A 25,721-nucleotide genomic window follows, 5' to 3' on the forward strand; every position below is an offset into this window, starting at 1 on the left:
GGCCAATGATGGGGTCTGATCCGTCTATCCGGTGAAATCCTGTGGTCTTTCGCCGTCGCCGAACTTCCAACGGAGTGCGGCGACCGCTCTCTTCGCCGCGTGGCCGTCGCCATAAGGGTTCACCGCGTTGGCCATACCGCTGTAGGCCTCCTGCGAATCGAGCAGCAGGGAGACCTCGTCGACGAGGCGCTGACGGTGGGTTCCGATCAATTTCACAGTACCGGCCAGCACGGCTTCGGGCCGTTCTGTGTTCTCGCGCATCACGAGCACCGGCTTCCCGAGACTCGGCGCCTCCTCCTGCACCCCGCCGGAGTCGGTGAGCACCAGGTCCGCCAGACCCACCAGCTTGGTGAACTGCGGGTAGGGCAGCGGCTCCAGGAGCACGACGTTCTCTCGTGACTCGAGGAGCGGCATCACCGCGTCGCGGACCAGAGGGTTCTTGTGCAACGGGAAGGCGATCAGGAGGTCGGGATACTTCTCCGCGAGATCTGCCACGGCGTTCCCGATGGAGACCATGGCCTCGCCATGGTTCTCCCGCCGATGCGCTGTCACCAGCAGGACCCGCTGCTCCGACCCCTGCTCCTTCTCGCGCCGGAGACGCTCGAGGCGGTGATCGTCGAACTGCACCTCGAGGTTCTCAGCCGCGTGGAAGAGCGTGTCGATCACCGTGTTGCCGGTCACCACGATGTCCCTCTCGCTGATCGCCTCCCGCAGGAGGTTGCCCCTGCTGGTGGGCGTCGGCGCGAGATGAAGCGTGGCGATCTGTCCGGTGAGCCGGCGGTTGGCCTCTTCCGGGAACGGAGAGCTGATGTTGCCTGAGCGCAGGCCCGCTTCGAGGTGGATCACGGGGATGTGCCGGTTGAACGCAGCGATCGCCGCGCCCATGACGGTCGTCGTATCGCCCTGGACGATGACCGCATCCGGCTCTTCGAGCTGCAGGATCCGATCCACGCCCTCGATCACGCGGGACGCGATCTGGTTCAACCCCTGACTCGCGGACATGATGTTCATGTCGTGGTCGGGCACGATCCCGAACATGTCGTTCACCTGATCCAGCATCTCCCGATGCTGACCGGTCACCACCACGATGCTCTCCAGGCCCTCGGTGCGCTCGATCGCCTTGATGACCGGGGCGACCTTGATCGCTTCCGGGCGCGTGCCGTAGATCGTCATGATCCGCAGGTTCGGCGGATGAACGTCCTCGACGGCGGTCATCGGAGCGGCGCCTGCAGGAGGGGGGTGGCGGAAATCAGGCTATTCACAGAGATGAGACTACAGAGCCTTGCCGTCGCGCCGCGTGCTCGCCCGCCGTTGTCCACGGTGTATTCACCGTGCATATGGGACGAAGCACATTACTTTTTGGTCACATGCCCGCCCCACGGGCGTTATGCCAGAAATGTCCGTTGCGGAGGAATTCTCGAGTCCCCCTCCCTCGCCGTAAGATGGACAGAACCCCATGTCTTCCCGGAGGTCTTCGTGCCTAATCCGCTTTCTCAGCGCGTCACCTCAGTGCGCCAGGCCCTCTGGCACTTCCGTCAGGGAGGGATGGCCCAATTACGTCTGTGGTGGAGCCGTCAGGACTCCGGTCGCTCTCATCCCGGTGACGACGGCGCGGTGCGCAACTCCGACCTCGCCCGTGACGGGTTCCCCTTCCCTGAGCTGCGCCCTACACCTGAGTACGAGGCGCGCCGCGACCACGTGCTCTACCTGCTCCACAATTCTCTCCCCCATCACTCGGGCGGTTATGCGACCCGCACGCATGGGCTGCTCACCGAGTTGAACCGCAGCGGGTGGGACGTGGATGGCGTCACGCGTCTCGGTTACCCCTACGACATGCCCGGCATGGCTGATGTGCCGGATCTCCCTGCGCAGGAGCGAGTGGGGCTGGTCGACTACCACCACCTGCTCACCGGTCGGCAGATCGAGAAGAAGAATCCGATGTTCGACTACACCGAGCGATACACGGAGGCGCTTCTGCCACTAGCCCGTGCGGAGCGACCCGCGATCCTGCACGGAGCCTCGAATCATTGGAACGGGCTCGCGGCAGTGAAGACGGGCCGGCTCCTCGGCATCCCGTCCGTCTACGAGGTGCGGGGCCTGTGGGAGGTCACTCGAGCCTCCCGCGATGCGGACTGGGGGCGAAGTGATCAGTACTCCTACCTGGCGAGGATGGAGGCCGATGCCGCGCGCGGGGCGACGCGGGTCCTGGCGATCACCGAAGCGCTGAAGGCGGAGCTCGTGGACCGCGGCGTGGACGCCGAGAAGATCACGCTGGTCCCCAATGGTGTCGACACCGCACGGTTCACGCCGATTCCCCGGGACGAGGAGCTCGCCACAGAGCTCGGGGTGCAGGGCAGAACGGTGATCGGCTACGTCGGCACTGTCGTGGACTACGAGGGCCTGAACCTCCTGCTCACTGCCGCCCGCGAACTCCGGCGCACCCGCGAGGACTTCCATGTGCTCATCGTCGGCGACGGCGCACAGCTGGATTCCCTCCGCGCAGTCGCCGAGGACGAGGATCTCGGGGACGTCGTCTCCTTCATCGGGCGGGTTCCGCATGACGAAGTCGAGCGCTACTACTCGATCATCGACATCACTCCTTTCCCACGTCTGCCTCTGCCCGTGTGCGAGATGGTCTCACCGCTCAAGCCTTTCGAGGCGATGGCGATGGGCAAGGCCGTGATCGCCTCCGACGTCGCCGCGCTGGCCGAGATCGTCACCCCGGACGTGAACGGACTGCTCCACGCCAAGGGCAGCTCGGATTCCCTGCAGGAACAGCTCACCCGGCTGCTCGACGATCCCGAACTGCTCCTCGAGCTCGGCGAGAACTCACGGCAGTGGGTGGTGGAGAACCGAGATTGGCGCACACTCGCGCAGGTCATCGCCGGTATCTACGCTGAGCTGACGGAGTCATGAGCCTGGATTTCGATGCTGCCGCCCGGCAGGCCCTCGGGGGCTCGTACCGCGATGCAGCCGTGAAACGGCTGCTCGACGGCACGCTGCACTTGTCCCCCCATCCGGAGTGGGCGCTTCCCGCCACGATCGATTGGGGCGCGGACCCCTTCCAGGACGTCAACTGGCGCAGCCAGTTCCACATGCTGCGCTGGCTCGATCCAGTGCGGAGAGCCGCTGCAGCCGGGGAGGTCGCCGCTCATGAGATGTGGATCCGCTACGCGCGAAGCTGGGTGGAAGACAACCCTCGGCATGCCCCCGCCCACCAGTGGGTGTGGAGCGACATGGTCGACGGAATCCGTGCGATCAACCTCTGCCTCGCCGCCCCGCTGCTGCGGGACCACAGCCCCGAGGACCTCGGATGGCTCGAGCAGACAATCCGCGACCACGCCGAGCATCTCGCCGACCCCGCCAACCTCGGACACGCGAACCATGCCCTGCACCAGCACGAAGCACTGTTCGTCTGCGGGCGCGTGCTCGGCGATGACGCGATGGCGCAGCTCGCGGTCCAGCGATTCAACGAGCTGCTGGATGCGGCGTACGACGAGCAGGGAGTCAACGCCGAGGGAGCGATCGCCTACCACCACAACAACTTCCTCTGGTATGAGCGAGTCCTGAAGCGCTTCGATGCCGAGGGGGTGCCGCGGCCACCGGCTGCGGAACGTCACGCCCTGGCCCCTGAGGAGATCGCCCACGCCACCCGCCCGGACGGCACCTTCGTCTCCATCGGGGACACCGACGGCGGTGATGCGAAGAGGATCCGCTCACCGTTCACCGAGTACGTCACCTCCGGCGGCGCTGACGGAGAGGCCCCCGCCGATCTCCTGAAGATCTACGACCGCGGCTATCTGTTCGCGCGCAGCGGGTGGGGCGAGACGGAGCGGAACTTCGAGGAGGAGACCTTCTTCTCGGTGAGCTTCGGTGAGGCGGATCGCGTGCACGGGCATCCGGACGGCGGCTCGCTCACCCTCAGTGCCGCCACCGTGAACTGGGTCGTCGATCCGGGCAAGTACCAGTACGGCGGCGGCATCGAGCGCAAGTACATGCTGAGCCGCGACTCCCACAGCCTGGTCTCGATCGTGGGGAGGCGGCCGGAGAAGGGGGCCGAGGTCTCGCTGACCCGGCGTAGCGTCACTCAGCGCTCCTACGATTTGCTGTTCACCGACACCAGCTTCCCCGGCGTCGATCTGACGCGGCGTGTGATCTACTCCCGGACCGGCGACTATCTCGTGGTGATCGACCACGTGCGCTCGGCGGAGCCGGTGACTGCACGCCAGCGGTGGCAGCTGGGCCCGGACGTCTCGGCGTCGATCGTCGGACAACGTGCCGAACTGCGCTCGGGGGATCGTCGAGCAGTGCTCGCCTTTGCCGGCACCGCCGCGACCCTCGCACAGGTCACGGGCAGCGAGAGACCCTTCGATGGATGGGTCGCGACCGGCTGGAAGCAGAAGGTCCCGGCGACAGCCGTGACCGCGTCGAAGCAGGGAACCAGCTTCCGCTTCATCACCATCTTCGCGACGGGCGACGGTGCGGTCCCCACCGTGTCATCGATGCCGATCAAGGGGGCGGTGTTCAGCCTCGAGGTCTCTACGGGTCGGGTCACGGAGCAGCTGATCGTGCATCCCGATCACGTGACGTTCCCGGGCACCGACGAGGACGCGGACAGCGGCGAGGGCCTGCCCGCCCCGTCGGCGCTTCCTCCTGCCGCACCGCGCTCCTCGAAACCCGGGCCTGTCCCCCATCTGGACCCGGCGGTCCGTCGCGAGGTCTTCACCCTTATCGCCGAGGCGCGGCGCAACGCGCAGGGCGCTTCGGACGCCGAGCGCCGACAGGCCGCGGGCGTGCTCGGTGTCGAGGCTCGTGATCGTGGCCTGGACCAGGAGAACGACCTCGGAGTCATCGCCGCGATGACCGACCTGCGCCAGGTGGTCCGCGGCCGCATCGATCCTGCGCAGGTCCAGCCCCACCGCACAGCGCTGCACAACTGGTCCCAGGACACTCGGTGGAGGCCCACGCACTACCCTTTGCCGGTGCAGAATCACGGAACGGACTTCACCCTCGCCGGGAGGCCGCGTCACGCCGCGATCCACACGGTCGATGTCGGTCCGCTGGTCCTGCCGATGGCGCTGCAGCCCGATCGCGGAGAGATCCTGACCGTACTGTTCCAAGGAGCCGTGGACCGGGCGAAGATGCGCCTGCCGATCTTCCTGCGCTGGCGCTATCAGCTCGAGCTCGGACTCGGCCCCACACTTGCGGTCGCGGACCCTACGCTCGATCTGTCGGGATCGATGCGTCTGGGCTGGTACCTGGGTACTGAGCGTGATGACCTGACGCCGCAGATCGCCTCGTCGATCCGCCGTGCGGCGGAGGCCCTCGGCGTACGACGCATCGTGCTGGCCGGCAGCTCGGGGGGTGGATTTGCCGCCCTCCAGGTGGGCGCGCTGATCCCGGAGGCAGTGGTTCTCGCGATGAGCCCACAGACGGATCTGCGCCAGTATTCACAACGACTCGTGCAGTCGGCCGTCGAGCCGGCGTTCGGTGTCGCCGACCTGGCCGCGGCAGTGGTCGAGGCCACCCGGCTGAGCGTGGTGGAGAAGTACCGAAGCCTCGACGCCCTCCCCCGTGTGGAGCTGATCTCCAATCCCGGGGACAAGGTGCATGTCAAGCGGCACGAAGGCCCGCTGCGCACGGTCTACACCGCATCGGGCCATGCCGAACGATTCCGTACGACGAGCGTCGATCTGGGGCCCGGCCACCGCTCACTGGGGAACGACCAGTACGGCGCCTTCCTGACACAGCTGTACTCGACGCTCTAGCCCGTCCGGCGCCGCGTCACCGCTCGTCGTCGAAGGGGAGGATCGCTCCGGGAAACGGCTGTGCCTTCATCTCACGCTCGAAGATCTTCGCGAACGGGTCGGGCTCGAGCTCGGGCACGTCATCCTTGGTCACGGGATCCTCGTCATGAGTCAGGGACAGCTGTGAGGCCTTCCGCTGCGCCGCGCCTTCGGTGATGCACTCCCGCAGGTGCGCGAACGCCTCTTCTTCACGCTCCTTCGCCAGGAAGTAGCTGAAGGTGCGGTATTTGCCGCAGACGTCCTTGGTGTCGCCATCCATCACGATCCGGCCCTTCTCCATCCAGATCACGCGGGAGCAGACATTCTCGATCGTGCGCGGAGCGTGGTTCACCATGAACACGGTCCCGGCCTTCTCGAGCAGATCGTCCATCTTCTTGGCTGACCGCTCCGCGAAGGCTGCATCGCCGGTGGACAGCGCCTCGTCGATCATGAGGATCTTCGGCTCGGCCATCACGGAGATCGCGAACTTCAGCCTGGACGACATCCCGGAGGAGTAGGTGCGCATCGGCAGATCGATCGCCTCGCCGAGGGCGGAGAGCTCCACGGCCGCGCCGAACTGCTCCTCCACCCGGTCCGGCTGCATCCCCAGGGCGAGGAAGCCGAGCTTGATGTTCTCTGCGCCGGTGAGATCGCCGATCAGAGCAGCGCTCACCCCGAGCAGCTGCGGCCTGTCGCTCGTCATCACCACCCCGGAGGTCGGTGGTTCGACGCCGGCAAGCATCCGCAGCAGGGTCGACTTGCCGGAGCCGTTGCGGCCGATGATGCCGATGAACTCGCCCTGGCGCGCTGTGAGGTCCGCTCCGCGCACCGCCGAGACGGAGACCATGTGGCGGCGTTTGGTGAGCTTGCCGAGCAGGCCTTTCCGAGGCGTGCGGTCAGTGCGCGGCACCTTGTAACGCATTCGGACCCGGTGCGCGACGACGGTGAGAGGTGAGTGCTCCGGCGGGACCCAGAGGGAGCTTCCCACCGGGGTGTCATCCTCCGAGTCCTCCGAGAGGGATTCAGCGAAGCTCTCGGCCATAGCTCTCCTCCCCTCGCCAGAAGAACAGGAACCCGCCGACCACCAGGACCACGGCCCAGGCGCCGAGGATCAACCACGACTTCAGGTCCGGTACGGCTCCGTCGATCAGCACCGTGCGAGACATGTCGATGACCCGGAACAACGGGTTGAGCTTGACTATCTCGCTGACCGTCGGGTCATCGATGAAGCGCTCGATCGGGAACATCACTCCCGAGCCGTAGCGGAGCATCCGTCCGATGATCGACATCAGGTTCACCATGTCCGGGAAGTGGAAGCCGATCCGAGCGCAGATGAAAGTGACCCCGAGATTGACCGTCATGTGCAGAACGAAGATCGGGATGATGAGGAACCAGGTCAGCTGGGGCAGGGCATGTGGAGGCACCAGAATGATCGCCACGCACATTGCGGCGGTGGTCACCACGGCAGTCAACGCGCTCTGCAGCACATTGGAGATCGGTACCGCCGCCCGTGGGAACGAGAAGGCGCGCAGCATGGATTTCGCGCCGCGCATCGAGTTCGCTCCGCCTGAGATCGCACTGTTCGTCGACTGGAACATCAGGATGCCGATGACCAGGAAGGCAGGAAAGTTCTCCATGTCCTTGTCGACCTCGAGCAGCAGAGCGAAGATGACGTAGTAGAAGGCGGCATCCATGATCGGACGGATGATCAGCCAGAGATTTCCGAGGATGTTGCGGTTGTTCGTGTTGGCCGCCCGCTGTCGGGAGTCGAACCAGATGAAGTGCCGCCGCGCCCAGAGCTGCCGCAGATAGACGGTGAGCGGGGGGCGCACCCCGATGTGGAACAGCGCGCTCGGGTCCTGCCCGCGAGCTTCGAGTGCCTGTTTGACCTCGGCGGAGCTCTTCACGTCATTCGCCACGTGGGGTCTCCTCGGCTGAACTGTTCACGAGGGCACGATACGCGACCTCGTAGCGTTTCATCATCTCCGGCCAGGTGCGATGCCTCGCAGCCGCTCTGCCCTTAGCGCCGAGAGCATGACGGCGGCGCTCGTCACCAAGGAGATCGGCGAGCGCCTCGGCGAGCTCTCGTGGGGAGTCCGGCACCACCAGCACGCCCAGCTCCTCGCCGTGATCGTCGGTTAGCGTCTCTCGAATCGCTGGGAGGTCGCTGGCGACGACGGGCCGGGCGAGCGCCATGGCTTCGGCGGGCTTCTGCGGCGTGACGGTGCGGGTGACCTCGAAGTCCTTGCGGGGAACGACCACCACATCCAGCGCCTGCACCCAGAGCCTGGCCTCGTCGCGCGGAGCGCGACCAGGCATCAGGACGCGGTCCCCGATGCCCAGCTCCTTGGCGAGGTCGCTGAGTGCGGGTGCCGTGACCCCGTCCCCGACGATCACGATATGGAGGGCATCCTTGAGTGCTTGCGGGACCGCGGTGTCCGCGAGGATCACCGCCACCGCGCGGAGGAGGATGTCGTGGCCCTCGTAGTCGATGAGGGCGCTCACGGCGCCGACCGCGAGCGCTTCCAGAGGAAGATTCGCACCGAGCGCGCTGCGCGCTTCGGCGGGGCAGTAGCTGTCCGCGAGCAGGGTCGCATCGACACCGTTCGGCATCAGGGAGATCCGCTCCCCGTCCACGCCGCGCTCCTCGAGGGCGCCGGCCATCGTGCGGGAGAGGGTGACGACGGCTCCCGCCTCTCGAGCGAGCCCGCTCTCAGTCGCAATGATGCGACGCACCTTCTCCGACTGCTCTGCTTCCGTGCGCGCCTCCACGCCGCGATGGGAGGCGATCCAGGTCTGCTCCATCAGGCCGCGCACCTCGAACATCCAGGGAATTCCGCTCGCCTCGCTCACGGCCTGGGCGACCAGGCCGTTGCGGTAGTCGGTCGTGGCGTGGAGGACGTGCGGCCGGAACTCCTGCACGATCCGCAGCGCTTCCTCGACCTCCTGCTGGAGCCTGACCTCGGGAGTGGCCCCGAGCGTTGCCGGCAACGTGCGGCGGTAACGGATCCCGTCGACCACGTCCTCATCGGCGCACCACGGCTTGCCGACCATCACGGGATATCCCGTGCGCGTCAGGGCGAGGGAGTCGATGCCATGGTCCCGCAGTCCGGTCAAGATGTTGTGAGTGCGCAGCGAGTACCCGGACTGGGTGTGCGGGAGCGAGTTCGTGATCAGGTGGAGAACCCTGAGAGGTTCGTCCGCCCGTGGGAGGGCATGCCTCTGGGAAGTTCTCGGGACGCTCAGTCGATGGCCGCCCTCGAGGAGCTTCAGCTCGCTGCGCAGGCGGCGCGCATGCGATGAGTTCCCTCGCCCGCCTGTCTCGAGTATCCGGACAGCTCCGGAGAGATCGCCGCAGGACCAGGCGGCGCGAGCTCTCGTCGAGGCTGCGGCGTCGTGACGCACGAGGTCCAGGCGTCCGAGGAGCACCGCCACTTCGTTCGACAACGGTGCCGTGGCATCCCGGGACTTCTCCAGCAGTTCTTCGGCTCGGGCGGACTCCCCCGCCATGAACGCGCCGAGCGCCGCGAAGCCCGCACCCTTGGGCACCTGACGACCTGCCGCGAGAAGTGCTCGGCCGGCACGTGTCCGCACAGAGAGAGGCAGGCGGCGGCTCATCTGGAGCGCCAAGAGCGCGGGATCGTCGATGAGGTGCTGGATCGCCGATGCTGCGAGAAGCCGGCCGTTCCGCAGGGTCCGAGGAGCTGACGACAATGCTGCTGTCGCCCTGCGCAGCCGGCGCCCGGCAATCCCGATCATGTTCCTGAGAGTACCGAGGGAGCCGGTGCAGCGGCACATCGGGGAGTAAGAGCGTCGCATCCAGGAGATGTTCCTCATGGCGACTGTTCCCTCCCACGGGGCGGGCACATCTCGACCGCTGATCGCTCTACCGGTAGCGTGCCCCCGTTACGACGACCATCAGCCGTGCCCGGATCGCCACTCCACGACGAACGCCCGGGCTACGCCGAGGAGCACCCCGTGTCCGCGCTGTTCGGCCTCTCCCTGATCGGGATCTTCTGCGTGATCGGTATGGCGCTGCGGCGCTGGCAGTGAACCGGATCAGCCGCACGGGCCAGTCCATCGGCCCCGAGCAGCGGATCTCGATCTGGGAGGCGCTGCGCGCCGTCACCTGCGAGGCCGCCTACCAGTACGGCGAGGAGGACTCCAAGGGGCAGATCCGGGAAGGGATGCGGGCGGACCTGGTGATCCTCTCCGCTGATCCGCTCGCGAGCGCACCGCAGGACCTGCGAGACATCGCAGTGCTCGAAACGATCAAGGACGGCGAGGTCGTGTTCCGGGCGTGATCGTCACTCGATGATCTCGTCCCGCCCCGTCCGTCGCAGCTCCGCCAGCCCCTCCCGCATCGTGCGCACGCTCTCCTCGCTGTGCCGCGGCCAGTCCTCCAGCTCGCGCACCACGCGCACCGGCTCGGTGCTGCGGTAGGAGCGGGTGGGGTTGCCGGGGAGGCGCTTGTCGGTGACGTTCGGGTCGTCCTCGACCTGGCCCGTCGGCTCCACGACGTAGACGCGGGGCTCTCCGTCGCCGAGCGCGAGCTGCGCGCCCCAGGCCGCGGCGTGCATCGTCTGGGTGACGTACACATGCCGTAGCGGGGCGTTCTCGCGATAGTTCGAGGGCTGCGCCGGGGTGAGGAGATCTCCCGGCGTCAGCACGGCCCTGGTGCCGTGGAGGTAGACACCCTCCTCGTACACCTCGAAGGGGACTGGCTCGCTCATCGCATCCTCGCTCTCCGTCGGGCCCTCGCCCGGCCGGCCCTCATCCTCCTGCATGCGGACTCCTCGCGCACCGCCGTGCGGGAATCCCCCACCCCACGTTGGGGCCTGCCCCATCGTCCCTGCATCGCGGCCTCTCGTAGCCTTCCGACATGACGTTCGCCGGGATCCTCGCCTTCTTCGGGCTCGCCGTGGTGACGATGGACGTGCTGGGCGGCGTCATCGCGATCGGCGTCATGCTGCGCGGCGGCACGGTGCGGCACCTGCTCGCCTTCGCCGGCGGGTACTCGGTGGTCGTCATCGCGGCAACGCTGATCCTGCGGCCGCTGCTGGAGCTGCTGAACCGCTGGCTGCGGCCCGTGCTCGACTCGAACAACGCGATCGGCACCGTCGAACTCATCACGGGGCTCGCGCTCGTCGCGTTCAGCATCCACCAGTTCCGGGCCGCGTCCCGGCCGGCCGTGCCCCACGGCCGGCTCGAGCAGCGCTCCACCCCGAAGCGGCTGGCCACTGCTCCGCTGGTGCTCGCAGGCGTCGGCTTCTCGGTGACGGCGCTGGCCGATCCCGGGTTCACGATCGCCGTGGGCATGGCCTCCCAGGAGCATCACCTCCTGCGCCACGTGGCGCTGTTGGTGCTGTGGAACCTCGTCTACCAGCTGCCGCTGGTCGCCGTGCTCACCGCCGCCTCGTTCGGCCGGCACGAGCAGCTCGTCACGCGGGTCATGGAGCTCGTCGGCCCTCGACGCCGCGCCCTGCAGACCGTGCTCGCTGCCCTGCTCGCCCTCGCAGGCATCGCTGTACTGGGCGACGGCGTCATCTCGCTACTCAGCGAGCACGTGCCGTGGTTGCGCCAGCTGCTCCTGCTGCGGTGAGCCCGGGGGCGCCCCGGCGGGCCCCGTGAAGGCCCGAGGGGTGCGTCCCCGCCGACAGTCGGCGTCCAGGCCGTGAAACCTGGGCCCGCGACGCTTCCCTCGTGATCGCTCGCGCTCCCCCTGCTGCCCAAGTCCCCGCCCCGCGCCCCGCGCCCCGCCCGACCTTGGTCCCGGTCGGCACCCAGCGAGCGCCGAAAGTCGACACATGTCGGCAAGGCCACAACCGATTTCCGCGTCAAGTGTCTGATCGATAGCTGAAGATGTAATCACTCGGAGCTCCTCCTCAAGACAGAGGCACCGATGCTCATGGCTCGTCCCGCTGCTCACCGGTCTGACCGACCTGCAGCTGGCGACCTGGGCTCACCCACCCTCATCGGGCGACGTCACCGCTCCCGAACCCATGCACAGGGGCACCCCGTGACCTCGATGGACCCGCAGGGGGTCCTACACTCTCCGGTAAGCGCTGGCCTGCCAGTGCCCGATGTGCGTGCGCCCGCGCCCCATGCCTCATCCCGGGGTTCGCCGCCTTTCGGCCCACCGACCATCTCGACGGGAGTGCCCCGACATGCTGACTCCAGAAGCCGCCGCCGACCTTCAGCACGTCCCGCGGTTGACCTCCCGGGTGCTCCCCCGCCCCGCCCTGCTCGCGCGCCTCGACGGGCCGGCCCCGCTGACCGTGCTGCGCGCGCCCGGCGGCACCGGCAAGACCACACTCATGGCCCAGTGGGCGGTCGCGACCTCGCCCGACCAGCGCGGCACCCTGATGTGGATCGAGGCCGAGAACGGCACCCGCACCCGTACCGGGTTCTGGATGCGCGTGCTGGGCCGCTTCCACGCCCGCGGGCTGCTCGCAGATCGCGCCCTGTACCGGGAGATGGCCTCGATCGCCGACCACGCCGACACCATCCCGGCGACGATCTGCCGGGTGCTCGAGGACCACGGGCAGCCGGTGACCCTGCTGCTGGACGATGCCGGCTCCGCCGCCGACGGCGGCTACTGGGACGAGGTGTGCGAGGACCTGGTCGAGATCCTGCGCCGCGTGTCGTTCGCCCGTGTCGTGGTCGCGGGCCGTTTTCCCACCGTGCTGGAGTCCGCCCGCATCCACGCGGTCCTGGACATCCAGGTGCTCACCGAGGAGCATCTCGCACTCAGCCTCGAGGAGATCTCGACTCTCCTGGACCTGGCCGTCCCCGCCCTGCAGGGCGATCCACGACGCGCAGGAGTCCTGCACCAGCTCGGAGCGGTGCCCTCCTCCCGCCGGCTCGCCTCGATGCGCTGGTCGCTCGGGGTGCTGCAGCACGCCCTCGAGACCCGGCCCACCGAGGAGGATCTCGATCTGGATGACCTGCTGGTCACAGCATCCCGCCACGAGCTGGCCGCCCGCCCCGGAGACCCCGTGCTGCAAGAGTTCCTCGAGGTCACCGCGCAGTCGCCGCTCGTGGACGTCGACCTGGCGCGGCAGCTGAGCGGCCGCCACGACGCCGAGACGCTGCTGGGCACGCTCGAGCAGCTCGGTTCCGGGCAGTGGCTGCGCGGCCCAGAGGGCAGCGCGCCCGTCTTCCAGTACAGCCACCACCTGCGCCTGGCCGCCGCGGCGAACTTCACCCCGCCCGCGCCGGCCAGGCTGCGCGAGCTGCACTCGACGATCGCGCACTGGCTGGCCGAGGTGCGCGGCGAGAAGCTGGCGGCGATCGAGCATGCGCTGCGGGCCGAGGACATGGCCCATGTCGAGCATCTGCTGATGCGTTCCCATCCCCTGCCGGCGGAGGACGCCCGGCACCTCTCCCGCCTGCTGCAAGCGCTCCCCGCGGCCCGCATCCATCGCCACCCCATGCTGGCGCTCTGGCACGCACTGGTGCTGAACCGCTCCGCCGATACCCAGCCGAGGGCCATGCAGTTCTTCGTCTCCGCGGCGATGATCGGTCGCGTCCGCTCCTCCTCCATCCCGCCGCTGGACCGTGCGATACGCCAGGGGATCCAGTCCGCTGTGCATCGGATGCTCGGCCAGTCCCGGTCGATGAAGGACCTCGCCCTGCGCGCCCTGCCCGTCCTCGAGAGCGCCGCGGAGGATCCGCAGCGCGATCGCCAGCTGGACGGGATCCTGATGACCGCGATCAGCCAGACCGCGACCACCCTGTTCTACGCCGACGACTTCGCCGCGGCGCGCGATGCCCGCTTGCTGCAGGCCCGGTTCGCGGAGACCGTGCACCGAGCGCACCATCGCAACGTCGCCCACGCGCACCTGGCTCTGATCCACGCGGTGAGCGGGGACATCACCGCCTCGATCGCCTCCCTGGACCGGATCGACGCAGAGGACTGGCCGCACTCCTGGCGCAGTGGGTACCACGACGCCGTGGAGATCATCGCCCGCGCCTGGGTGTCGCTGAACGAGGCCCGCCCCGAGGCGGCGCTCACGCAGCTGGCCCGCCTCGATCCGCACTTCGCCACCATCGAGTACTGGGATCTGATCACCGCCGTCCGCAGCCTCGCGCTGGCCCAGCAGGGCCTCCCGGACGAGGGAGAGGCATTCCTCGCTCGCACCACGGCCGAGCGACGCTCCGAACGCACTCTCCCGTCGGCGCTCCAGCGCCTGGAGTCTGCGGCGGCGATGCTGCGGATCCTCGCCGGCGGCGTGCCCGCCCGTCGGCCCGCAGGCGTGCGGGATGCGCCGGTGGCGGCGATGCTGTCGGCGCTGTCGGCGCTGACCGTCCTCGCCGAGGGGCGGCCCGAGGAGGCGCTGCCGCTGCTGGCACGGGCCGAGCTCGCCGCGACCACCCCGCTGCACCGGATGATCACTGCGATCGCCGGGGTGCACGTGGCCCGCCGTTCCTCGCAGGGCCTTGACCTGGCCGGCTACGGGCTGCAGATCCGCGAGCTCACCGGCGGCCATGCGCTGCGCTGGCCGCTCGTGCTGCTCTCGGAGGGGGATCGCGAGGCCCTGCTCGGCGCCCTCACCGACTCCGGCCGGGAGCAGGCCGCCGCTCTGCTCGAGGCGGACCTCTCCCGGATCCCGCCTGGGACGGGCGTGGCCGAGCCCTCCCGCGTCCCGCAGCTGACCGCCCGGGAGCGCGAGGTGCTGACGCTGCTGGCCGAGACCGACCGGCGCAGCGAGATCGCCGCGCGCCTGTTCGTGTCCCTCAACACCGTCAAGGCCCAGCTGCGCAGTCTGTACGCGAAGCTCGGCGCGTCCACCCGCGAGCAGGCCCTGGCCAGGGCGATCAGCGCCGGCCTGCTGCACCCGGCGGACCCGCCCGGCGAGGACCGACCTCATGCGGACCGGCCTCACGAGAACCGGCCTCACGCGGACCGCCCCCGCCAGGACCGATGAGGCGATGAGGCGATGACTCGGATCCTGCAGCTGGCGGTGATGCAGTGCGCGGCGCTCGGCGCCCTCACCGCCCCGGCGGTGGTGGCCGTCTCCGTGCTGGTGCGGCGCATGGTCGGTGACGACTCCGCGCCCGACGTGTACGCGCTCATCGATGCGGCCGCCGCGCTCACCGCGATGATCGCGGCGCCGCTGTGCGGCCTGCTGGCGGATCGGACGATGAGCCGCCTGGGCAGGCGACGCCCCTGGCTGCTCGGCGGCTCGGTGGTGGGACTGCTCGGCAGCGCCGCCATGGCCTGGGCTCCCGACCCGCTGACCCTGGCAGCGGCCTGGATGCTCACCCAGGCCGGATACAACGCCGTGTTCGCCGCGATCAACGGCCTGCTCGCCGAAGGCCTCGCCCCCACCGACCGCACCCGCGCCGCCGGCATCTTCTCCGCCGCCGCCTTCCTCGGCACCGCCCCGGGGCTCCTCGTGGCAGCCCTGCTGGCCGAGAACGTCCGCGCGATGCTGCTGGTGGTCCCCGTCGCGGCCCTGGCGGTGATCGTGCCGCTCGCGCTGCGGGTGCCGGATCCGCCGCTCACAGCGCGGCGTCCTGCGGCCCGGCGCACACCCCGGCGGTGGCTCCGCGCAGCCGCCGCATCGGGCGTCTCCTCCGCGCCGTTCCTCGCCGTGCTCGCGATGCGCTTCCTGTTCTCGCTGCAGCTCTCGGCCGGCCTCACCTTCGCGCTGTACCTGTTCCTCTCCCGGTGGTCTCTCGCCGAGGGCGCGGCCGTGCGCGCCACCTCGCTGACCACCTTCACCGGCGTGGTGGGGGTGGTGGCCGGCGCCATGCTGCTCACCTCCTCGCGGTGGCGCAGCATCCGGATGACACCAGTGCTGGGCGTCGCGCTGGTGCTGCTCGCCGCCGCGATGCTGGCCCGCGCCCTCGCCCCGACTCTGCTGGTCTTCCATGTCGCCACAGCCGTGGCGGGGCTCGCGATCGGGCTGGGCATGACCGCCACCCGCTCCCTGGCCTACGCCCTGCTGCCGGCTGCGTCGGCCGGGTTCGGGCTCGGCCTGGTGGGTGCTGCCGGGAGCCTCGCGGGGCTGATCGCGCCGCTGGCCGCTGCCGCTCTGCTCACGCTGAGCACCAGCTGGGGATCGGCGGACCCCTACATCGGGATGTACACGCTGCTGGCCCTCCCCGCGCTGCTGGGCCTCGCCCTGCTCCCCCTGACCCGCGTACCGAGCGCTTCCCAGCGGCCAGCCGCGGAGGTGGTGGCGTCCTGAGCCGAAGAGCGCAGCGGCCCGGGCGCACGACGACCGCTGCCGTAGCGCGCCGGTGGGAGTCATTCCGCGCTGCATCGCGTGCCCTGGCGTGCCGCTACGCGGCGCGGGTGAAGGCACCGAGCGCTCTCAGTGCATCTCTCAGCGAGTCGGCGGGGAACGGTCCGACGGTGACTTCGTCCCCGTCCGTCGTGCAGGTGATCCAGATGCCCTCGGCGTCCGTGGTGAGGGTGAGAGCGTCGCCCTCGGGATCGGTGAGCTCGACGACGTCGAGCGTGAGCATGCGCTCGGGCGCCGCACCGAACCGGCGGGCGGCGATGGGTTCCACGGGGGTCAAAGGTCTTCTCCAGGGATGAGCGGGGACGGAGCCCCGCGGGCGGGCATGCTGCTCGGATGCCGTGAACGGGCAGGCGGGCAGCAGTGCGGTGGAGTCAGTCTTGACGAGGAATCGCGCCCGCGCGCTCCGTGCGGCGCCGAACCGCGTCTTTTCACCCCCGGCTCACCCCCGAGGACCATCGGCCGTTCGGGCGAAGGGCTGCGCCGATAGACGCTGAGAGGCTCTCCTTAGATCCGCCCCCGCTGATCCGCCCCCGCGCGAGGCACGAGACCCTGAGCGCTGGACCTCGGGACCCTGGAACGACGCCTTCTCCTCGGCGGCCGGGCACCCCGGCGAACCGGCTCCGCGCCGCCGCGAGGCCGTTCCCGAACTCTGGCACTCTCGCCCGGAGAGTGCTAATCTGCTCGTACTTGAGTCGGAGGGACTCAAGGTTCGGCGACCACCGGACGACCGGGGGTCACATCAGAGAGGAGAAGCAATGGCCACCACCGATCCGTTCCGAGAGATGGAGCGATTCGCGGGCACTTTTCTCGATGCTGGACGTCGGGGACCGCGGCAGATGCCGATGGATCTCTACCGCGCCGGCGATCACTACGTCCTCGCGGCCGATCTGCCGGGTATCGATCCCGGTTCGGTCGACGTCGACGTGGACGGTCAGCTCCTGACGATCCGTGCGGAGCGGACCCTTCCGAAGGACGAGGGCGCGCAGTGGATCACGCGCGAACGCACGGGCGGGACCTTCCTGCGCCAGCTCAGCCTCGGACAGGGCCTGGACACCGAGCGGATCTCCGCGAGCTACAGCAACGGTGTGCTCAGCGTGAGGATCCCGCTCAGCGAGAAGGCCAAGCCTCGCAAGATCGAGGTCACCGCTGACAGCCCACCCGCGCAGATCGAGTCCACCGCGACCTGAGGCTCCCCCTGCTGCCGGGCTCCCGGCATCCCACGATGCCGGGGCCCGGGCAGCACCGACCTTCCCACGGCGAGCGAAGGAGTGACAGCCATGCATGACGAGCTCACCGCGGCGACGGTGCGCACCTGGGTGGACGGATGGGCCCGCACCCGGGAGTACGAGGTGGTCCATGAGGGCACCTCGCACACCGTCGGTCCGCGCACCGAGCACGGGGATTCGGAGACCGTCCTGTTCCGCTGGAGCGAGGACGAGCTGCGCAGGGCGACCTCCTCTGTCGCGGGGAATCCGGGTCACCTGCTGACCCTCATCTCCGAGGTCGGCGAGGCGCCGCCGGCCCTCGGAGAGACCGGCGATCTCGAATTGATCAGCGATCAGGAGAGACTCATGGTCACCGATATGGAGCTGCAGGACGTCGAGGCCCCGATCGTGCCGGACTCCTGCACGGTCGCCCGCGAGACGTTCGACGGCTGGATGCTCCTCACCGTCATCCAGGCGGGCCGTGTCGTCGCCCGAGGACGCATGGCGGTGGTCGACGGCTGCGCCGTGCTCGACCGGATCTACACCGCCAGCACGCATCGCCGGCGGGGTCTGGGCACCTTCGTCACCCGCACGCTCCTGGCGATCGCCCATGAGCACGATGTCGACACGGGCCTGCTCGTGGCGACTGGACGGGGCGTCGAGCTCTATGAGCACCTCGGCTGGACGCCCCTCGCGGACGTGCGCGTCCTCGGCGCCCCGGGGGCGCGGAACCGGCGCCGGCCCTCGCACGCCCAGATCGACGAGGAGCTCGGCTAGCGCAGCGCGATCCGTGTCATGGCAACATGGGTCGACTCTCCCAGGATCCGCCCTGGATCATCCACACCTCAGCGGGCTCGGACGCACCCGGGTCGCGTCACGCCCCCTGCAGCGACTCCAGCATCGCGCGCAGCCGAGCGTCGGCGTCGATCCTCGCTTCGACGAAGCGCCCCGGGTTCTTCACCCGCCTCTTCGGTCGCTGATCGGAGTCACACGAGCATCGCGTCGTACCCGGAGCGGAAGTCCGGATGCCGGAGCTCTCCGAGCAGCTCCCTCATCCGCGCCCCGCTCAGCACGGTCCCGTGGCCGGAATCGGGGTCGGCGGCGGGCGGGACCGGCAGGCCGAGCCGGAAGGCGAGGTGGGTGACCACCTCTCCGAGGCGCGCGGGCGCGCCGTCGACCGCGTGCAGCAGCACCGGCGGTTCCGGATGCGCCAGCAGGGCGAGGAGCACGCGTGCGAGGTCCTCCTCGTGGATGCGGTTCGTGCGTCGGCGGTGGTCGACGGGGCGTCCCTCGCGCACCGTGCGCAGCAGCCGATCCCGGCCCGGGCCGTAGATCCCGGCGGGGCGCACCACGATCGCGTCGAAGAGCTCCCTCGCCAGGCGCTCCCCGTTCAGGAGGCTCTGGGCCCGGTCGCCGAGCGGCTGCGGGGCATCCTCCTCGGTGAGCACCGGGGCCGGATCGGCACGGTTCGCGTACCCCTCGAACACCCTGGTGGAGGAGACGAACACGGTCCGGGCGGGCCGGTGGGGCAGGGCGGCGGCCAGGTGGCGCAGCGGGGTCTCGTACCCGTCGGCCCCCTCCGGCGGGGGCAGGGTGATGACCATCGCCTCGCAGGCGGGCAGGGCCCCCTCCAGGGGTGAGGAGAGGTCCGCGGCCAGCGCGCGGAAGCCGCTCGGCACGGCGCCCGGATCTCGGCGCAGCGCGAGCACCTCTCCCCCCGCCTCCAGCAGGGCAGCGCCGGTGCGCCCGCCAAGGCGCCCGCAGCCCACCCACAGCGTCCGCGTCGGGACCGGTCCGCTCACTGCCCCACCTCTTCCTCGGTGAACCTGCGCTGCCTCTCCCGCTGGCCGTGGGTGAGGCTGCGCATATCGGTGTCCTTGTCGAAGCTCGAGCCCAGCGCGCCGGCGACCACGCCCATCGCCGCGCTCAGCCACGCGATGTCCAGATACCGCGCCAGGACGGGCTCGCGGCCGATGACCTCGGCGAGATAGTCCGGAGCGATGACGATGAGCGCGCTGGTGAAGATCAGCACCACCAGGCACACGTACAGCAGCGCGACGATCATCAGCAGCGTGAGCACTGTCGAGAGGTTGTACAGCAGCACCACGCGAGCCAGCCGCTCGTATCTGGGCGCGTCCCACAGGCGGTTGCCGACGATGAGCCATGCCGTGATCGCGCCGATCGCGAGGATCCCGATCAGCAGCAGCCGCTGGGTGGTCAGGTGCATCGACATCGACCAGATCGAGCTGTAGAAGATGCCGAACGCCCCGGTCGCGGCGGCCGCTGCGAGGGCGCTGGAGAGCTTCGGGGCGGTGCGGAGGGGTTCGTTGCCGGCCACCATCCCGGCCACGGTGCGCGCTCCCCCGATCACCCGCGATCCCAGCAGCAGCTGGTGATCGTCAGGGCCCGTCAGCTCCTCCCACTGCGCCCAGCGCCGGGCATAGCGCGAGGCGTCACGCGGTTCTGACGTCGGCGCCATGCGCAGGGTGCAGCGCATCAGCGCATCGAGGATGCGGCGCCGCGTGGTGAGCACCCCGAGCGTAGGGCAGGAGATCACCGCGATGTTGTGCTCGGGGAAGATCTCGGCGACCAGCGGCCTGCCGTCACGCAGACGCGGGATCTCCGTCAGCAGCAGCACGGCGTCCGGATCACCGGAGGACCGCGCCTGCTCCAGCACCTCGGAGAGGTCCAGCGTCCCGTCCGGGCGCAGCCGGAGCATGGAGGTGCGCACGTCGAGGCGGATCGGCGGGTGGTACGCCTCCTCGAGGTGCTGCTGCAGGGAGTCCTCGATCGACCTCGCCCGGTGCGTGGGCGGGCCAGGATCGGCGACCAGCAGCACCGTGGCCCCGGCGGCAGGATCCGGCGCGGGGCGCTGCGGCGAGTTCTGCGTCTCCGACATGCGTCCCACCCTGGCAGATCACCCGAGGTGCGGCCAGCCCTGGTGCCGCGGAAGCACCAGGCTCCTGCCCACGAGCACCAGCACCCCTGCCGACCAGCCGGTCGCTGCCCTCGCCGACCCGCTCCAGTGCGGGGACCCCGGCACCAGCGTCCCGTCCGCGACCGCCCGTTGTAGATCCGCACAACCGCGGTCGGCCGACACTGTCCCCCGCTCCGAGGCGCACATCGCCCGGCCAGGTCTAAGCTCGGAGTCATCCTGCCCTCCCCCGCCCGGCATCGCCGCCGGTGGTCACGAGGGCTGAACCAGTCGACAGGAGGGACAGTGATGTCCAAGGTCTCGGACGACGCAGCAGCCCAGCTCACCGCGGTGCTGCGCGACGGCATGACCATCGCGGTGGGAGGCTTCGGCCTGTGCGGGATCCCCACCGATCTGATCACGATCGTGCGCGACAGCGGGGTCACCGGCCTCACCATCGCCTCGAACAACCTCGGGGTGGACGGCAAGGGCCTGGGCCTGCTGCTGGAGAACGGGCAGATCACCAAGGTGCTCTCCAGCTATGTCGGGGAGAACAAGCTGTTCATGCAGCAGTACATCGAAGGGCAGCTCGAGGTGGAGTTCGTCCCCCAGGGCACCCTCGCCGAGCGGATGCGCGCCGGCGGCTCCGGGATCCCCGCGTTCTACACCCCCACCGGCTACGGCACCCCGATCGCGGAGGGCAAGCCCACGGCCGAGTTCGACGGCCGCACCTATGTGCTCGAGCGTGCGATCAACGCGGACATCTCCCTGGTCCACGCCCACACTGCGGATCACTACGGCAACCTCCGCTACCGCCTCACCGCCCGCAACTTCAACCCGATGGCCGCGATGTGCGGGGAGGTCACCTTCGCCGAGGCGGAGCACCTCGTCGCCCCCGGCGGGATCGACCCCGACGACATCCACACCCCCGGCGTCTACGTGCATCACCTGATGCAGGCCACCGCCGAGAAGGACATCGAACAGCGCACCGTGCGCCCCCGCCCGGAGGCTCCCGGAAACGACGCACCCCGCACCGAGACGCAGGAGGTGGCCTGACATGGCCTGGACCCGTGACGAGATGGCAGCCATCGCCGCTGCCGAGCTGCGCGACGGCGACTACGTGAACCTCGGCATCGGCATGCCGACCCTGGTCGCCAACAACCTCCCTGCCGGCGTGAACATCACCCTGCAGTCCGAGAACGGCGTGATGGGGATGGGGCCCTGGCCCTATGAGGGCGAGGAGGATCCCGACCTCATCAACGCCGGCAAGCAGACCATCACCCTGCTCGAGGGTGCGACGATCTTCGACTCCGCGACCTCCTTCGGCATGATCCGCGGCGGCAAGATGGGCACCGCGATCCTCGGCGCCATGCAGGTCACCGGCACCGGCGACATCGCCAACTGGCAGATCCCCGGCAAGCTCGTCAAGGGCATGGGCGGAGCGATGGACCTGGTCGCCGGCGCGAAGCGGGTGGTCGTGATGATGCAGCACGCCGCCAAGGACGGCTCGGCGAAGATCAAGCACGAATGCTCACTGCCACTGACCGGCGTGGGCGTGGTGGACCGGATCATCACCGAGCTCGCCGTCTTCGACGTCACCGAGGACGGGCTGGTGCTCACCCAGCTCGCCCCCGGCGTCACCGAGGACGAGGTCCGCTCCCTCACCGAGCCCGAGTTCACCGTCTCCCTCACCCCGGCATCGTGAAAGGTCCCTCCATGCGCTCCAGCGATGACCCGATCGTCGTCCTCGGCTACGCCCGCACCCCCGTCGGCTCCTTCGGGAAGTCCCTCGCGGGCGTGCCCGCCCACATCCTCGGCGCGACCGCCGCGAAAGCTGCGCTCACACGCGCCGGCGTCGCGGCCGACGAGGTCGACGAGTGGGTGATCGGCTGCGTCGGCTCCACCGGACGGGACGCGTACATCTCCCGCCGCGTCGCGATCGAGGCGGGCGCCGCCGTCACCTCCACCGCGATGACCGTGAACCGGCTGTGCGGCTCCGGCATGCAGGCCATCGCCCTCGGCGCCGCCGAGCTGATGATCGGCGAGTCCGACATCGTGGTCGCCGGCGGGACGGAGAACATGTCCGCCCAGCCGTTCCTGGACTACTCCGCCCGCCAGGGCTACACGCTCGGGGACCGGGTGCTGATGGACGGCACCTCGGCGCTGATCACCGACCCCTTCGACGAGGTGCCGATGGGCGTGACCGCCGAGAACGTCGCCGCCCGCTATCACGTCACCCGGCAGGAGCAGGACGAGTACGCACTGGAGTCCCAGCGCCGTGCCCAGGCCGCCCAGCAGGCCGGGGCCGTCGCCGCGGAGATCACCCCGGTGACCATCAGCGGCAGGCGCGGAGACACCGTGGTCGACACCGACGAGCACCCCCGCGAGGTGACCCTCGAGAAGCTCGCCGCGATGCGCACCGTCTTCCAGCGCGAGAACGGCACCGTCACCGCCGGCAACGCCTCGGGCATCAACGACGCCGGCGCCGCGATGGTCCTCACCCGCGCCTCGGTCGCTGCGGAGCGCGGCCTGACCCCACTCGCGGAGCTCGTGGACTTCACCAAGGTCGGCATCGACCCCCAGGTGATGGGCTACGCCCCCAAGCCCGCGATCGAGAAGATCATGGCCCGCAACGGGCTCGCGAACAGGGACCTGGGGTGGATCGAGCTGAACGAAGCCTTCGCCGCGCAGGCCGTGCCGATCGTGCGCGACCTGGACCTGGACCCGGCGCTCGTGAACCCTCTCGGTGGGGCGATCGCCTGGGGCCACCCGATCGGCGCGACCGGCGCGATCATCTCCGCCCGCACCATCGAGAACCTGCGCGTGAACGACCGCGAGCTGGGCCTGGCGACCATGTGCATCGGCGGCGGGCAGGCCGTCGCCAGCCTATGGCGAGCACTGTGAGCCTGTGGCGAGCACTGTGAACGCCCAGCACGCAGCATCATGAGAGACACAGACCCGTCGGACGAAGGAGTACCCGCTGTGACCACGATCGACTTCGAGGGCGATGCGCCCCAGGTGCCCGCGACCGCATGGGTGGCCCCGAACGCCACCCTGATCGGGAAGGTGACGCTCCGTGAGAACTCGAGCGTCTTCTACAGCTCCGTGCTGCGCGGAGACATGGACTCGATCACGATCGGTCCCGGCAGCAACATCCAGGACGGCTGCGTCATCCACACCGACGAGGGCTTCCCTGCCGTCGTCGGCTCCGGCGTCTCCGTGGGCCACCGCGCTGTGCTGCACGGCTGCACCGTCGAGGACGACGCCCTGATCGGCATGGGCGCCGTGGTGCTCAACGGCGCCGTGGTCGGGGCCGGCAGCCTGGTCGCCGCGGGCGCCGTGGTCACCGAGGGCATGCAGATCCCGCCCGGCTCGCTGGTCGCCGGCGTGCCCGCGAAGGTGCGCAAGGAACTGGACGAGGAGGGCCTGGAGTCCCTGCGTCAGAACGCCCGCATCTACGTCGAGCTCGCGGCGAAGCACCGGGCGGCGACGGCCGGCTGACCTCCGACGGCTCGGCGGCTGGACTCTGGGTCGTAGCTCAGTCCTGTGTCGGAGCGTCATCCTCCCCTGGAGTCTCCTCCTGACCAGTGAGCTCGGCTCCGTCCCCGGGCGCATAGTCGTCCGACGGCTCCTCGACGGGAGGGACGAGATCCTCGGGCGGCACCTCGGGATCCTCCGGCAACACCTCAGGTTCCTCGGGCGGCACTTCGGGATCCTCGGGCTGCGGAGTGGGGTCCACGGGGAGCCACGGCGGCGTTCCCCCTCCGAGCAGCGGCGGGGGCGGGGGCGGAGGCGGCGTCGGCACCGGTGTCGGCGCCTCGTTGAGGGGCGGAGGCGGTGTGCCTCCGAGCAGCGGCGGGCGCGGGGGCTCGGGCGCATCCTGCACGCCGACCGGGTCACCCACGATCTCCGAGGGGGAGCTTCCGCCCGGAGCGGGGGCGATCCCGGGATGGAGCACGAGGTCAGGTGCGGGTGGGGTGTCGACAGCGGACGGAACCTCGAGCGTCGGCGGGACCTCCACCGGCGCCTGGCTGTCTGCTGCCGGCGGGGCGTCCTCGGCGGGCGTGCCGTCCACCTCCGGGGAAGAGCCGGGAGCCGTCCCGGGCTCCGTCGGCGCACCGCCGATTCCGCTGCTGCCCGGCGCCGCCGCCCGCGACGGCGCGGCGTCGGCCGCCTCACCTGCCCCACCCGCGCCGGGAGCGGGAGCGTCCGTGGCCGGGGCCTCGTGATCCGCGTTGCCCGCCTCGCTCGCCTCACCTTCGTCGTCTTCTTCGCCCTCGTCCATGAGCGTGGGCAGGAGGGTCGGCGTGGCAGGCGCGGCAGGCGCGCCGGCCTCGAGGGGCGCGGCCTCCGCGGACTGGGGGCTGGCCATCTCCTGCGGAGTCATCAGGGCGCCCGGATGCTGGGAGCCGAGCATGAGCCCCGCCGCGCCCACCAGGATCGCGACGCCGGCGGCCGCCGCGGGAACCCCCACTGCAGCGGTCGAGGACCTCCACCAGGACGGCCGACGCGCCGCACCTCCCGCCTCCTCGGCGAGGGGGAGCACCTTCGCGAACTTCTCCAGCAGCACCGGCGTTCCCAGCACGAGCGGCAGCAGCACCCCGCGCATGCGCATCGACAGTGACCGCAGGTCACCCAGCGCGACGGAGCAACGCACACAGTCCGCGAGATGAGCGGTCGTCTGCTCGGCGCGCGCGGCGCTCAGCTGCCCTCGCTCATATCCTCCGAGGTCCGCGGCGACCTGCCGGCACTCCGGACGCACCGTCGCCCTGTCCACGTGGGCCTGCAGCCAGGCCGTGCGCAGTCCTTCGCGCGCCCGCCGGGACAGCTGCGCGACCGCATTCGGGCTCCGCCGCAGCTGCGGCGCCACCTCGCGCGGCGCCAGCCCGTCCACCTCGGTGAGCCAGAGGATCCGCTGCCACTGCTGGGGCAGCGCGCTGAACGCCGTGAGCACCAGGTCGCGATCCAGCTGCTCGCCCCCGGTGACCGCGGCCGACGCTGAGGAGTAAGTGGCCTCGAGGGCCTCGACATCGTCGACGGAGGCCTCCCGCGTCCGGCGCAGGCGATCGACGGCCTCGTTGTGGACCACGCGCATCAGGTAGGCGGCGAACCTGTCGTGCGGCCCTCCTCCGCCGGTGATCGCCCGCAGGACCTTGAGGAACGCCTCCTGGGCCACGTCCTGTCCGTCATGCGAGCCGACCAGGCGCCGCGCCTGCGCGAGCGCCGCCCCGAGGTGACGACGGTAGAGCGCGGCGTAGGCGCCGGTGTCGCCCGCGCGCACCGCGGCGAGCAGCTCCTCGTCGGTCATGGAATCCTGCTGCGCTGCGACATCGCCCTGGCTGGGATGCGTCATGCTCCGAGCCTTTCTCGAAGGAGGATCTGCCGACGCGATCGGGGAGGCACGGGAATCGTCGCGTCCGCGAACTCCACGCACAGGGGAGATTCGAGTATGTCTGAGCGTGACCGAGGCCACCAGGGCCTGGCCGAGATGTAGCGTGCGTCACACCTGCCGTCATAGAACACCTCGGTGCGCGTGGACAGGGTGAACGGCACCACGCTG

Annotated in this window: 22 protein-coding genes; 13 read left to right on the forward strand and 9 right to left on the reverse strand. The window is 69.8% G+C overall.

All coding sequences use genetic code 11. The features are described 5' to 3' along the window. Positions 1–24: 24 nt before the first annotated feature. Entirely contained in the window at positions 25–1,215 is a 1,191-nt protein-coding gene (gene wecB / locus ABD893_RS00125) for a non-hydrolyzing UDP-N-acetylglucosamine 2-epimerase (protein WP_345075444.1), read from the reverse strand. A gap of 330 nt (positions 1,216–1,545) precedes the next feature. Here wecB and ABD893_RS00130 point away from each other — a divergent pair, with 330 nt between their 5' ends. Then, positions 1,546–2,916 carry a glycosyltransferase gene (locus ABD893_RS00130; protein WP_345075445.1) on the forward strand — a complete coding sequence of 457 codons (1,371 nt, stop codon included), beginning with the start codon at positions 1,546–1,548 and terminating at the stop codon, positions 2,914–2,916. Continuing rightward, positions 2,913–5,768: a heparinase II/III domain-containing protein gene (locus ABD893_RS00135; protein ID WP_345075446.1), complete on the forward strand. Its 2,856-nt coding sequence runs from the start codon at positions 2,913–2,915 to the stop codon at positions 5,766–5,768. The genes ABD893_RS00130 and ABD893_RS00135 overlap by 4 nt, the downstream gene beginning before the upstream one ends. 16 nt (positions 5,769–5,784) lie before the next feature. Here ABD893_RS00135 and ABD893_RS00140 read toward each other — a convergent pair whose 3' ends face one another. From ABD893_RS00140 to ABD893_RS00150, 3 genes are read right to left on the reverse strand one after another with little or no spacing between them, the layout of a single operon-like run. Further along, positions 5,785–6,828, reverse strand: coding sequence for an ABC transporter ATP-binding protein (locus ABD893_RS00140; protein ID WP_345075447.1), 1,044 nt, complete (start codon positions 6,826–6,828; stop codon positions 5,785–5,787). Beyond that, positions 6,809–7,705 carry an ABC transporter permease gene (locus tag ABD893_RS00145; RefSeq protein ID WP_345075448.1) on the reverse strand — a complete coding sequence of 299 codons (897 nt, stop codon included), beginning with the start codon at positions 7,703–7,705 and terminating at the stop codon, positions 6,809–6,811. The genes ABD893_RS00140 and ABD893_RS00145 overlap by 20 nt, the downstream gene beginning before the upstream one ends. Further along, the gene (locus ABD893_RS00150) at positions 7,695–9,335 is read right to left on the reverse strand and encodes a glycosyltransferase (protein ID WP_345075449.1); all 1,641 of its coding nucleotides are present in this window, start codon (positions 9,333–9,335) and stop codon (positions 7,695–7,697) included. The genes ABD893_RS00145 and ABD893_RS00150 overlap by 11 nt, the downstream gene beginning before the upstream one ends. A 375-nt stretch (positions 9,336–9,710) precedes the next feature. Here ABD893_RS00150 and ABD893_RS00155 point away from each other — a divergent pair, with 375 nt between their 5' ends. Both ABD893_RS00155 and ABD893_RS00160 read left to right on the forward strand, forming a co-directional pair. Further along, positions 9,711–9,839: a hypothetical protein gene (locus tag ABD893_RS00155; protein ID WP_345075450.1), complete on the forward strand. Its 129-nt coding sequence runs from the start codon at positions 9,711–9,713 to the stop codon at positions 9,837–9,839. Then, a complete protein-coding gene (locus ABD893_RS00160; RefSeq protein WP_345075451.1) occupies positions 9,836–10,090 on the forward strand; it encodes an amidohydrolase family protein in 255 nt (84 codons plus the stop codon). Before ABD893_RS00155 ends, ABD893_RS00160 begins: the two co-directional genes overlap by 4 nt. 3 nt (positions 10,091–10,093) lie before the next feature. Here the strand turns inward: ABD893_RS00160 and arr are convergent, their stop codons facing one another. Continuing rightward, on the reverse strand, positions 10,094–10,519 hold the full coding sequence (arr, locus tag ABD893_RS00165) for an NAD(+)--rifampin ADP-ribosyltransferase (RefSeq protein WP_425548334.1): 426 nt from the start codon (positions 10,517–10,519) through the stop codon (positions 10,094–10,096). Between the two features lie 149 nt (positions 10,520–10,668). Here arr and ABD893_RS00170 point away from each other — a divergent pair, with 149 nt between their 5' ends. The 3 genes from ABD893_RS00170 to ABD893_RS00180 all read left to right on the forward strand — a co-directional run bounded on the left by ABD893_RS00170 (position 10,669) and on the right by ABD893_RS00180 (position 15,985). Further along, a complete protein-coding gene (locus ABD893_RS00170) occupies positions 10,669–11,388 on the forward strand; it encodes a hypothetical protein (RefSeq protein WP_345075453.1) in 720 nt (239 codons plus the stop codon). A 565-nt stretch (positions 11,389–11,953) separates the two neighbouring features. Further along, entirely contained in the window at positions 11,954–14,716 is a 2,763-nt protein-coding gene (locus ABD893_RS00175; protein WP_345075454.1) for a helix-turn-helix transcriptional regulator, read from the forward strand. Positions 14,717–14,728: 12 nt separating this feature from the next. After that, a complete protein-coding gene (locus ABD893_RS00180; RefSeq protein ID WP_345075455.1) occupies positions 14,729–15,985 on the forward strand; it encodes an MFS transporter in 1,257 nt (418 codons plus the stop codon). Positions 15,986–16,079: 94 nt separating this feature from the next. Here the strand turns inward: ABD893_RS00180 and ABD893_RS00185 are convergent, their stop codons facing one another. Then, entirely contained in the window at positions 16,080–16,310 is a 231-nt protein-coding gene (locus tag ABD893_RS00185; protein WP_345075456.1) for a hypothetical protein, read from the reverse strand. A 487-nt stretch (positions 16,311–16,797) separates the two neighbouring features. Here ABD893_RS00185 and ABD893_RS00190 point away from each other — a divergent pair, with 487 nt between their 5' ends. Continuing rightward, a complete protein-coding gene (locus ABD893_RS00190; protein WP_345075458.1) occupies positions 16,798–17,229 on the forward strand; it encodes an Hsp20/alpha crystallin family protein in 432 nt (143 codons plus the stop codon). 90 nt (positions 17,230–17,319) lie between these two features. After that, a complete protein-coding gene (locus ABD893_RS00195) occupies positions 17,320–18,024 on the forward strand; it encodes a GNAT family N-acetyltransferase (protein WP_345075459.1) in 705 nt (234 codons plus the stop codon). A gap of 209 nt (positions 18,025–18,233) precedes the next feature. Here ABD893_RS00195 and ABD893_RS00200 read toward each other — a convergent pair whose 3' ends face one another. Both ABD893_RS00200 and ABD893_RS00205 read right to left on the reverse strand, forming a co-directional pair. Further along, on the reverse strand, positions 18,234–19,049 hold the full coding sequence (locus ABD893_RS00200) for a sugar nucleotide-binding protein (protein WP_345075460.1): 816 nt from the start codon (positions 19,047–19,049) through the stop codon (positions 18,234–18,236). Then, positions 19,046–20,146, reverse strand: a complete 1,101-nt coding sequence (locus ABD893_RS00205; RefSeq protein ID WP_345075461.1) for a hypothetical protein — start codon at positions 20,144–20,146, stop codon at positions 19,046–19,048. Before ABD893_RS00205 ends, ABD893_RS00200 begins: the two co-directional genes overlap by 4 nt. A 324-nt stretch (positions 20,147–20,470) precedes the next feature. Here ABD893_RS00205 and ABD893_RS00210 point away from each other — a divergent pair, with 324 nt between their 5' ends. From ABD893_RS00210 to ABD893_RS00225, 4 genes are read left to right on the forward strand one after another with little or no spacing between them, the layout of a single operon-like run. Further along, positions 20,471–21,217: a CoA transferase subunit A gene (locus ABD893_RS00210; protein ID WP_345075462.1), complete on the forward strand. Its 747-nt coding sequence runs from the start codon at positions 20,471–20,473 to the stop codon at positions 21,215–21,217. 1 nt (position 21,218) lies between these two features. Further along, the gene (locus ABD893_RS00215) at positions 21,219–21,866 is read left to right on the forward strand and encodes a CoA transferase subunit B (RefSeq protein WP_345075463.1); all 648 of its coding nucleotides are present in this window, start codon (positions 21,219–21,221) and stop codon (positions 21,864–21,866) included. Between the two features lie 11 nt (positions 21,867–21,877). Further along, complete coding sequence (locus ABD893_RS00220) at positions 21,878–23,065, forward strand: thiolase family protein (protein WP_345075464.1); 1,188 nt, start codon at positions 21,878–21,880, stop codon at positions 23,063–23,065. A gap of 39 nt (positions 23,066–23,104) precedes the next feature. Next, positions 23,105–23,662, forward strand: a complete 558-nt coding sequence (locus ABD893_RS00225) for a gamma carbonic anhydrase family protein (RefSeq protein WP_425548321.1) — start codon at positions 23,105–23,107, stop codon at positions 23,660–23,662. Between the two features lie 37 nt (positions 23,663–23,699). Here the strand turns inward: ABD893_RS00225 and ABD893_RS00230 are convergent, their stop codons facing one another. Beyond that, positions 23,700–25,514: a sigma-70 family RNA polymerase sigma factor gene (locus tag ABD893_RS00230; protein WP_345075467.1), complete on the reverse strand. Its 1,815-nt coding sequence runs from the start codon at positions 25,512–25,514 to the stop codon at positions 23,700–23,702. Positions 25,515–25,721 lie beyond the last annotated feature (207 nt).

The sequence above is a fragment of the Brachybacterium paraconglomeratum genome, from assembly GCF_039541415.1.
In the GTDB taxonomy this organism is placed as follows: domain Bacteria; phylum Actinomycetota; class Actinomycetes; order Actinomycetales; family Dermabacteraceae; genus Brachybacterium; species Brachybacterium paraconglomeratum_A.

Bases quoted from the DNA above. Each gene is read 5' to 3' on its own strand.
- ABD893_RS00170 (WP_345075453.1), top strand. From the start codon at position 10,669: ATGACGTTCGCCGGGATCCTCGCCTTCTTCGGGCTCGCCGTGGTGACG.
- ABD893_RS00220 (WP_345075464.1), top strand. From the start codon at position 21,878: ATGCGCTCCAGCGATGACCCGATCGTCGTCCTCGGCTACGCCCGCACC.
- ABD893_RS00215 (WP_345075463.1), top strand. From the start codon at position 21,219: ATGGCCTGGACCCGTGACGAGATGGCAGCCATCGCCGCTGCCGAGCTG.
- ABD893_RS00175 (WP_345075454.1), top strand. From the start codon at position 11,954: ATGCTGACTCCAGAAGCCGCCGCCGACCTTCAGCACGTCCCGCGGTTG.
- ABD893_RS00140 (WP_345075447.1), bottom strand. From the start codon at position 6,828: ATGGCCGAGAGCTTCGCTGAATCCCTCTCGGAGGACTCGGAGGATGAC.
- ABD893_RS00225 (WP_425548321.1), top strand. From the start codon at position 23,105: ATGAGAGACACAGACCCGTCGGACGAAGGAGTACCCGCTGTGACCACG.
- ABD893_RS00195 (WP_345075459.1), top strand. From the start codon at position 17,320: ATGCATGACGAGCTCACCGCGGCGACGGTGCGCACCTGGGTGGACGGA.
- ABD893_RS00135 (WP_345075446.1), top strand. From the start codon at position 2,913: ATGAGCCTGGATTTCGATGCTGCCGCCCGGCAGGCCCTCGGGGGCTCG.
- ABD893_RS00230 (WP_345075467.1), bottom strand. From the start codon at position 25,514: ATGACGCATCCCAGCCAGGGCGATGTCGCAGCGCAGCAGGATTCCATG.
- ABD893_RS00210 (WP_345075462.1), top strand. From the start codon at position 20,471: ATGTCCAAGGTCTCGGACGACGCAGCAGCCCAGCTCACCGCGGTGCTG.
- arr (WP_425548334.1), bottom strand. From the start codon at position 10,519: ATGAGCGAGCCAGTCCCCTTCGAGGTGTACGAGGAGGGTGTCTACCTC.
- ABD893_RS00180 (WP_345075455.1), top strand. From the start codon at position 14,729: ATGACTCGGATCCTGCAGCTGGCGGTGATGCAGTGCGCGGCGCTCGGC.
- wecB (WP_345075444.1), bottom strand. From the start codon at position 1,215: ATGACCGCCGTCGAGGACGTTCATCCGCCGAACCTGCGGATCATGACG.
- ABD893_RS00190 (WP_345075458.1), top strand. From the start codon at position 16,798: ATGGCCACCACCGATCCGTTCCGAGAGATGGAGCGATTCGCGGGCACT.
- ABD893_RS00205 (WP_345075461.1), bottom strand. From the start codon at position 20,146: ATGTCGGAGACGCAGAACTCGCCGCAGCGCCCCGCGCCGGATCCTGCC.
- ABD893_RS00130 (WP_345075445.1), top strand. From the start codon at position 1,546: ATGGCCCAATTACGTCTGTGGTGGAGCCGTCAGGACTCCGGTCGCTCT.